Genomic DNA, 400 nt, shown 5'->3' on the forward strand with positions numbered 1-400 from the left:
TCGCGGCCAAAGCGCGTGTATTGGTGTCTTCGATGCGCGCGGTGCCGTTCAATTTACCGCGCCGCAGAACCACAACGCGGTCGGCAATGGCCATGACTTCGTGAAGTTTGTGCGAGATGAAAATGATGGATAAGCCGTTGGCAATTGCCTGTCTGAGGGTCGCGAACAGCGCCTCGGCTTCTTGGGGCGTAAGCACCGCCGTGGGTTCATCAAGGATGAGGATGCGGATATCCCGAAACAGTGCCTTTAGGATTTCAACGCGCTGGCGTTCCCCCACCGTAAGCGAGCCAACCCGCGCATCGGGCGACACTTCGAGGTGGAATTTCTGAGAGAGTTCAATAATGCGGGCACGGGCCGCAGCCTTGTGCAAACGTGGGCTAAACAAGGGGCGCACGCCAAG

Annotated in this window: 1 protein-coding gene; it reads right to left on the reverse strand. The window is 58.2% G+C overall.

Translation table 11 applies throughout. The features are described from left to right. The coding region (locus AB9F27_RS22110) for an ATP-binding cassette domain-containing protein (RefSeq protein WP_369758233.1) at positions 1–400 on the reverse strand (400 nt) is incomplete at both ends.

Source organism: Falsihalocynthiibacter sp. CO-5D18, assembly GCF_041205445.1.
GTDB classification, from domain to species: domain Bacteria; phylum Pseudomonadota; class Alphaproteobacteria; order Rhodobacterales; family Rhodobacteraceae; genus Falsihalocynthiibacter; species Falsihalocynthiibacter arcticus.